This window comes from Candidatus Polarisedimenticolia bacterium, from assembly GCA_036001465.1.
In the GTDB taxonomy this organism is placed as follows: domain Bacteria; phylum Acidobacteriota; class Polarisedimenticolia; order Gp22-AA2; family Gp22-AA2; genus Gp22-AA3.
Genome location: DASYUH010000081.1, coordinates 23,020 through 30,157 on the forward strand (window position 1 = coordinate 23,020; position 7,138 = coordinate 30,157).

The following is a 7,138-nucleotide window of genomic DNA, read 5'->3' on the forward strand; positions in this document are numbered from 1 at the left end:
CTGCGCGCCGTAACAGACCGGTTGCCCGGTGTTCTCCTTGCCGGCTGGAGCATGGGGGCGCCCGAGCGATGCGAAAGACTTCGCCGTTTCGCTGGGATCTGCTGATCAAGGTCGGTGGGAGTCTCGGCCGCGGTGACGCGCTTCCGGCGCTCATGCAGCGGATCGGCCTCCTGGCGGGCCGGAAGCGGCTGATGGTCGTGCCGGGCGGCGGCGTGTTCGCCGATCTGGTGCGCCGCCAGATGGCCCGCATGCACCTGGACGAGGAGACCGCCCATCACATGGCGCTCTGCGCCATGGACCAGTTCGGTCTCCTTCTGTCGTCGCAAACCCGCCGCGCCACGGTCGTCAACAATCTGCAGGCGGCCGAGCTGGTCGCGGAGGCGGGACGGGTCCCGGTCCTTCTGGCCTCGTCGCTCATCCGCGGCCAGGCGGGGCTGGAGCGATCGTTCCGTCTGACCTCCGACGCGATCGCGGCTCATCTGGCCGGCCGCGTGCGCGCGGCCCACCTCGTTCTGCTGAAGAGCTTTCGCAGACCGGCTCGCCGCATCCGGGACCGCGCCGAGGCGGAGATCCTGGCTGGAAAAGGGCTGGTCGATCCCCTGTTTCCCGGAATGCTCCCCCCGGCGAGCGCGGTGTGGATTCTCTGCGGCCGCGAGCCGTCTCAGCTCGACCGGTTCATGCCGGCCGGCGCGCGTCCGCGAGGCGGCCGTGGAGCGCGTCAGCGAACGCCCTCAGCCTGAGGGGATCCAGGCGTCCGCCCCGTCCCCCCGCGCAGATCGCCCCGCGAACGCCGACGACGTCGGGGGCGAGCTCCAGGAGCCGGGGGACCTGGTCAAGCGACAGGGAACCCGCGAGACCGCACAGGAGGCCGCGATCCCGGCACGCGCCGACGAACCGGGCCAGCGCCCCCGCATCCAGGTGATTGAGGAGGCTCCGGCCGTCCTTCAAGGCCGTGTCGATGAGGCAGCCGGCCGCGGGCGCGCGCGCCGCGATCTCCGGCAGGAGCGCGGGGGCCAGCGTCCCGATCGAGGCGGCCTCGGCGTAGGCGGCGGCGATCACGCGCACGCCGGGCGAAACGGCGCGCGCCGCCTCGACGACGGTGGCCAGGAAGTCGGCGGCCCGGTCCTCGTCTGCCGCGAAGCGGAGCCCGACCTTCAGGAAGTCGGCGCCGCAGGCCGCCGCGCCGGCGGCGGCCAGGGCAAAGGTGCCCGGCTGGTCGGCCGCGTCCCCGAGCGCGGCGCTCACCGGCACCCCGGACGTGCCGCGGATCTCGACGATGGCGCGGAGGAGGGACGGGGCGCACGCGCCCAGCGAGCCGGAGCGCGGGTCCTTGGCGTCGAGGATGCCGGCCCCCGCGTGGAGCGCGATGGCGGCCTCCTCCGGTCCGTCCACGCTCGCCAGGAGGAGCGGGACACCCTGTTTCGCCGGCAAGGTTCACCCCGGTTTTGCGGTATGCTACGAACGTCCCACGGTCCGGCTTATAACGTGAAACAGATGGCCACGACGCGATCGTCCCGGCGCATCGCCACACGGCGGGGCCGCCGGCGTCGATCATTGTAAGGAGGAAGCCGCATGAAAGACATCCTGATCGGTGAATCGCTCGTCGGTGAGGGGAACGAGATCGCCCACATCGATCTCCTGATTGGACCCAAGAACGGGCCGGTCGGCGTCGCCTTCGCCAACGGCCTGGTGAATCAGAACCAGGGGCACACGGCCCTCCTCGCGGTGCTCGAGCCGAACCTGATCCCGAAGCCGGCCACCATGATGATGAACAAGGTGACGATCAAGGGGGCGGACCAGGCGGTGCTCATGTTCGGTCCGGCCCAGGCCGCCGTGGCCAAGGCGGTCGCCGACTCCGTGGCGGACAACATCATCCCGCAGGCGGAAGCCGAGAACCTCGTGGTCATCGTGGGCGTCTTCATCCACTGGGAGGCGTCGGACAAGAAGAAGATCTACGACTACAACCTCAAGGCCACCAAGGAGGCGATCGCCCGGGCCATGAAGGGGGAGCCGAGCGTCAAGGCGGTGCTCGCCGGCAAGGACAAGGCCAAGCACCCGTTCGCCTAGAGGTGGAGGCCGGGCCGGAACGCGAGAAGCACGGTGGAGAGAAAGCGCCTCCTGTACCTGATCTCGGCGGACGCGCGCGTCAGCCCGTTCGACATCAACATGGCGTACGACGCGGGGTTTGATGCCGTCATCCCGTACGCCAGGGTGGACGCGGCCGACGTGCCCGGCCTCGTGCAGGACATCATGTTCTCGCGCGGAGCCAAGGGGGCGCGCTTCTCTTCTCTTTTCTTCTCGAGCGCGGGCGTCGCCTCCGCCGAGGGGATGCTCAAGGCGGCGAGGCGGACGCTCTTCCCCCCTTTCCAGGTCGGCCTGATGATCGATCCGAAGGGGGGATACACCACCGCGGCGGCCCTCCTGGCTCGCGCCGCGGCCCTGTGCCGGGATCGGGGGATGGGGGAGATCGGCCGGCTGCGCGTCCTGGTGGCGGCCGGAACGGGAGGGGTCGGCCGGGCGGCCGCCGCGATGGCGGCGCAGGACGGCGCCCGGGTCGTCCTGACCTCGCGCAGCGCCGCCGCGGCCGCCGCGGCGGGGAAGGAGCTGGAGACCCTGTTCGGCGCGCGCGTCGAGGCGTGCGCCGCGCCCGGCGAGGGGGAGCTGGCGGCCCTCGCGGCGCGCTCGGACGTCATCTTCGCCACCGGCGCCGCCGGCGTCTCTCTCCTGACAACCCGGTCGATCGAGTCTCTCAAGGGACCCAAGGTCCTGGCGGACGTCAACGCGGTCCCGCCCCACGGGCTGGAAGGCGTGAAGCCGCAGGACAACGGCACCGAGATCGCCCCCGGCCTCTACGCCCTCGGCGCCATGGCGGTGGGGGATCTGAAGTTCAAGGTCGAATCGTCCCTTCTCAAGGATCTGCTCCAGGCCGAGGCCCCGCCCGTGATCGACAGCCAGGCGGCGCGACGCCGGGCGTCCGAGATCCTGGAGACGAAATAGCCCGGCGGCGCCGCAAGGACGCGCCGGAGAGTCGGCTCCTGCTGCTCGGCGTGAGCGCCCGGGCGCTGGCGGCGTCCGCGACCGGGAGCGTTCTCGCCCGGCGCCATTTCCCGGGCGGGTTCGTGGCGCTCGATTATTTCGGCGACGCCGACCTCGCCGCCCTCGCGAACCGCGTCCCCCTCCGCGCGCTGTCCCTGTCCCGTGACCTCGGCCGTCCCAGAACCGCATCGGCGCTGGCGCGCGCCGCGCTCGGGCTGGAGTGGGAGGGGCTGGCCTATTCCGGAGGGCTGGAGAACCGGCCGGGCCTTCTCAAAAGCCTGGAGCGTCGCGGCCGGATCCTCGGGAACCGCGCCGAAGCGGTGGCCCGGGTGCGCGACCCGAGGGCGCTCTTTGGATTTCTGCGCCGTGCGGGGATCCCGCACGCGCCCACCTGGACCGGGAGGAGCGCCACGGCACCCCGCGACGGGCGGCGCGGTCTCTGGAAGGGAATCCGCTCGGGAGGCGGCATGCGGGTCCTGGAGGCGCGGCCTGGACAGAGCAGGCCGCGCGGATTCTACCGGCAGGAATTCCTCGCCGGGACCCCCGGATCGGCGTCGTTCGTCGCCGACGGGAAGGACGCCGTCCTCCTCGGCTTCTCCGAGCAGCTCTCGGGCTGGCGCGCGCTCGGCGTCCGGGGCTTCCGCTACGGGGGGTCCATCGCCGGACCGGCGGAGCGGCTCTTTCCGCGCCGCGCCGCGGGCATCCTGGCCGAAGCGGTCGCGGCCATCACGCGACGCTTCCGGCTCCGCGGCCTGAACGGCGTCGACTTCATCCTGGGGGACGGCGTGCCGCGCGTCATCGAGGTCAATCCGCGCTACACCGCTTCGATGGAGCTCCTGGAGGAGCTGTCGGGCGTCAACTTCTTCGATCTCCATCTCGCGGCCATCCTCGCAGGGGACCTGCCGGGTCGGCCGCCCGTCCTCCCGGCCTCGCGGTTCATGGCGAAGGGGATCCTCTATGCGGAGAGGGACCTGCGTGCGGCCGATCCGGGGCCCCTCGCCCGGCTGGGGTGCCGCGATCTCCCCGTGGCGGGAGAGGCGATCGCGGCCGGCCATCCGATCTGCACGGTCATCGCCCGGGCGCGCAGCCTGGCCGCGTGCCGCCGGCTTCTTCTCAGGCGCGCCGCGGCCGCCCGCCGCCTCCTGCGGGTGAAAGCCCCTCCCGGTTCGTGGTACTCTGCGGCCCATCCATGCGAACGGCCCTGGTGACGGGAAGCACGCGCGGCATCGGCAAGGCGATTGCCCTGCGGCTGCTGCGCGACGGCTACAAGGTGGCGCTCAACTACGCCCGCGATCGCCAGGCCGCGGCGCGCGCCATCGAGGAGGCGAAATCGGTCTCGCCCCACGCCGTCGTCCTGCAGGCGGACGTGTCGCAGCCTCTGGAGTGCGAGCGGCTCATCGAGGACGCCCTGAGGAACCTCGAGCACCTCGACGTTCTGGTGAACAACGTCGGACCCTTCCTCGAGAGACCGCTTTCCGAGACCACCGACGCCGAATGGAAACAGATGATCGACGGCAACCTCGGGAGCGCCTTCTTCTGCGCGCGCGCAGCGCTCCCCTCGATGCGGCAGCGCCGCTCGGGGGCCATCGTCAACGTCTCGGCCCTGAGCGCCGAGGTGTCCCCCGGCATGACGCACGAGGCCCCCGCGTACTTCGTCGCCAAGTCGGCGCTCGCGATGCTGACGCGGTCCATGGCCAGGCTGGAAGGGCCGCACAACGTCCGGGTGAACGCGGTCAGCCCGGGGTTCATCGAGACCGAGGGGTACGCCGACTGGGACGCGGCCGAGAAAGAGCGCTGGAGGAGCCGGATCCCTCTCGGACGCTTCGGCCGGCCGGAGGAGGTGGCCGAGGCGGTCGCCTTCCTGGCCTCCGACCGGGCCGCCTACATCTCCGGGACGATTCTGCACGTCCACGGTGCGCTGTGGATCTGAAACGCGGGCGGATCGTGTTCGTGACCGGGCAGCTCGCCAAGGACGCGCTCGGGAAGGTCCTGCCCGAGTGCGGGGACGGTCTCGACGGGACGATCGAGACCCTTCGGATCAAGGTCGCCGCGCTGATGACGACCGACTACCTCACCTCGACGCTCAAGCTCCCGCCCTGCGACACGGTCTGTCTCCCCGGCCTCTCGCAGGCGAACACCGACGCGCTCTCGAAGAGGTTCGGGGTCCCGTTCGTCAAGGGTCCGAAGGACCTGCGCGACCTGCCGTCGTTCTTCGGCCGGAAGGCGGAGGGCTACCGGCCCGACGGCGAGCACGCCGTCACGCTCCTGGCCGAGATCAACGACATCTTCAGGCTGACCGACGAGGAGATCCTGGCCGCGGCCTCACGCTACCGCCTCTCCGGGGCCGACGTGATCGACCTCGGCTGCTCCCCCGAGAACCGGCTCGAGGACGCCGGCCGCATCGTCGCGCTCCTCAGGCGGCACGGCTTCCGGGCCAGCATCGACACCTTCAGCGACGACGAGGCGCTGTCGGCCGACGCCGCGGGCGCCGAGCTGTTGCTGAGCCTGAACTCGGGCAATATGCACCTGGCCGGGCGGCTGCGCACCGCCGTGCCGGTGATCGTTCCGGACGCGGGCGGGGGCCTGCCGTCCCTCTACCGGAACCTCGAGGAGGCCGGCCGCCGGGGCGCCGCGCGGGCCATCGTCGATCCCGTCCTCGACCCGATCCACTTCGGGTTCGCGGCCTCGATCCGGAGGTACTGCGAGGCGCGGGAGGCCCTGCCCGGCGTCGACATGCTGATGGGGGTCGGCAACCTGACCGAGCTGACGGAGGCCGACTCGGCCGGTATCAACGCCGTCCTCCTCGGGATCATGAGCGAGCTCGGCGTCCGGTACGCCCTGACCACCGAGGTGGTCGCCTGGGCGCGCGGCAGCGTGCGCGAGCTGGACTGCGGCCGGCGCATGATGCACCACGCGTCGCGGCGCTCGACGATTCCGAAGGGGTTCGACGACCGGCTGGTGACGACCCGCGACACGAGGGTCACGCACCCGACCGAGGCAGAGCTGCGCCTCATGCAGGAGCGCCTCACCGACCGGAACTTCCGGATCGAGACCGACGGCGAGTCGATCTTCGTGTTCAACAGCGAGCGCTTCGAGAAGGGGACCGACATCCGCAGGATTTTCCCGCGCCTCGGCGTGGACGCGGATGCGTCCCACGCCTTCTACCTCGGGCGGGAGCTCACGAAGGCCGACCTCGCCCGCCGCCTGGGAAAGAAGTACATCCAGGGGGAGCCCCTGCACTGGGGCTACCTGACCTGGAGCGAGGAGGAGGACGGCGGCCACGCGCGAGCCCGGCGGCGGCCCGCAGGAGGCAGGCGCGAGCCGGCCGGCCGGCGCGCCGCGGGACGATCATGACGCGACGCGAGGACCGCCTGGCGCTGTCCGGCATCCTCTGCCGCTGCCACATCGGTGTGACGGAGGAAGAGCGCCGCGAGCGGCAGAAGATCGAAATCGATCTCGAGCTGTTCGCCGACCTGGAGGAAGCCGGACGGACCGGAAATCTGAAAGCCACCATCGACTACCGGGAGGTGTGCGAGGCGGTGCGCGGCATGCTGGAGAGCGGCTCGTTCCACCTGGTCGAGGCGGCGGCCCGGGGCGTTCTCGATCTGGTTCTCGCCAGGTTCCCTATCGACCGCGCCATCGTGCGCGTCCGCAAGTTCGTCCTGCCGAACGTGGCTCACGTCGAAGTCCAGATGGAGCACCGCCGAGAAGTGTAGGAGATCTCGACACGGCGGGAAACTCTGTTCGCGGATTCCGTCAGCGCTCCGGATGCAGCGCCGGGGGAGCCGGGCCGCACTGAGCCTCGGCGCGGGCCAGGAGGCTGTCGCGCAACACAGTCCAGACGCGGCGGTGCGTCTCTGCGGCCGCCTCGGGAGGGAGGGGGCCACTGGTGGGCGGGGCCGGGACGACCAGCTCCCGCGGCACGCCACCAGGCGCCTCGCGCTCGGCGAGCCGCGCGTCCTCCGCGCCGGCGCCGGTGCGACGTCTCTGCGCAGCGGCATAGGCGCGAAGCTCCGCGAGCGCCCGGACCTCTTCCTGCCCGCCGGGGGCCAGCGGGCAGATGTAGTCCCCCGAGGTCAGGACGACCCCGAGATCGGCGAGG

Annotated in this window: 9 protein-coding genes; 7 read left to right on the top strand and 2 right to left on the bottom strand. The window is 71.5% G+C overall.

Annotation, left to right across the window (positions count from 1 at the left end):
• Positions 1-68: 68 nt before the first annotated feature.
• Positions 69-740 (top strand): hypothetical protein, encoded by a 672-nt coding sequence (locus tag VGV60_14900; GenBank protein HEV8702559.1) that lies wholly within the window; start codon positions 69-71, stop codon positions 738-740.
• On the opposite strand, the gene VGV60_14905 is transcribed toward VGV60_14900, so the two are convergent.
• Positions 676-1,431: a (5-formylfuran-3-yl)methyl phosphate synthase gene (locus VGV60_14905; protein HEV8702560.1), complete on the bottom strand. Its 756-nt coding sequence runs from the start codon at positions 1,429-1,431 to the stop codon at positions 676-678. The two genes, VGV60_14900 and VGV60_14905, sit on opposite strands and share 65 nt — an antisense overlap.
• Before the next feature lie 141 nt (positions 1,432-1,572).
• On the opposite strand from VGV60_14905, the gene fae reads away from it, so the two are divergent.
• Genes fae through VGV60_14935 form a run of 6 tightly spaced genes read left to right on the top strand, consistent with a single transcriptional unit; the run spans position 1,573 to position 6,752 of the window.
• The gene (fae, locus tag VGV60_14910; protein ID HEV8702561.1) at positions 1,573-2,067 is read left to right on the top strand and encodes a formaldehyde-activating enzyme; all 495 of its coding nucleotides are present in this window, start codon (positions 1,573-1,575) and stop codon (positions 2,065-2,067) included.
• Positions 2,068-2,100: 33 nt separating this feature from the next.
• Positions 2,101-2,997: a methylene-tetrahydromethanopterin dehydrogenase N-terminal domain-containing protein gene (locus VGV60_14915; protein ID HEV8702562.1), complete on the top strand. Its 897-nt coding sequence runs from the start codon at positions 2,101-2,103 to the stop codon at positions 2,995-2,997.
• A 50-nt stretch (positions 2,998-3,047) separates the two neighbouring features.
• On the top strand, positions 3,048-4,244 hold the full coding sequence (locus tag VGV60_14920; protein ID HEV8702563.1) for an ATP-grasp domain-containing protein: 1,197 nt from the start codon (positions 3,048-3,050) through the stop codon (positions 4,242-4,244).
• Positions 4,226-4,966 (top strand): SDR family oxidoreductase, encoded by a 741-nt coding sequence (locus VGV60_14925; GenBank protein HEV8702564.1) that lies wholly within the window; start codon positions 4,226-4,228, stop codon positions 4,964-4,966. Before VGV60_14920 ends, VGV60_14925 begins: the two co-directional genes overlap by 19 nt.
• A complete protein-coding gene (locus VGV60_14930; GenBank protein HEV8702565.1) occupies positions 4,957-6,390 on the top strand; it encodes a DUF6513 domain-containing protein in 1,434 nt (477 codons plus the stop codon). The genes VGV60_14925 and VGV60_14930 overlap by 10 nt, the downstream gene beginning before the upstream one ends.
• The gene (locus VGV60_14935; protein HEV8702566.1) at positions 6,387-6,752 is read left to right on the top strand and encodes a dihydroneopterin aldolase; all 366 of its coding nucleotides are present in this window, start codon (positions 6,387-6,389) and stop codon (positions 6,750-6,752) included. The genes VGV60_14930 and VGV60_14935 overlap by 4 nt, the downstream gene beginning before the upstream one ends.
• 40 nt (positions 6,753-6,792) lie before the next feature.
• On the opposite strand, the gene VGV60_14940 is transcribed toward VGV60_14935, so the two are convergent.
• Positions 6,793-7,138 (bottom strand): hypothetical protein (locus VGV60_14940; protein ID HEV8702567.1); only part of this gene is annotated, 346 nt, incomplete at its 5' end.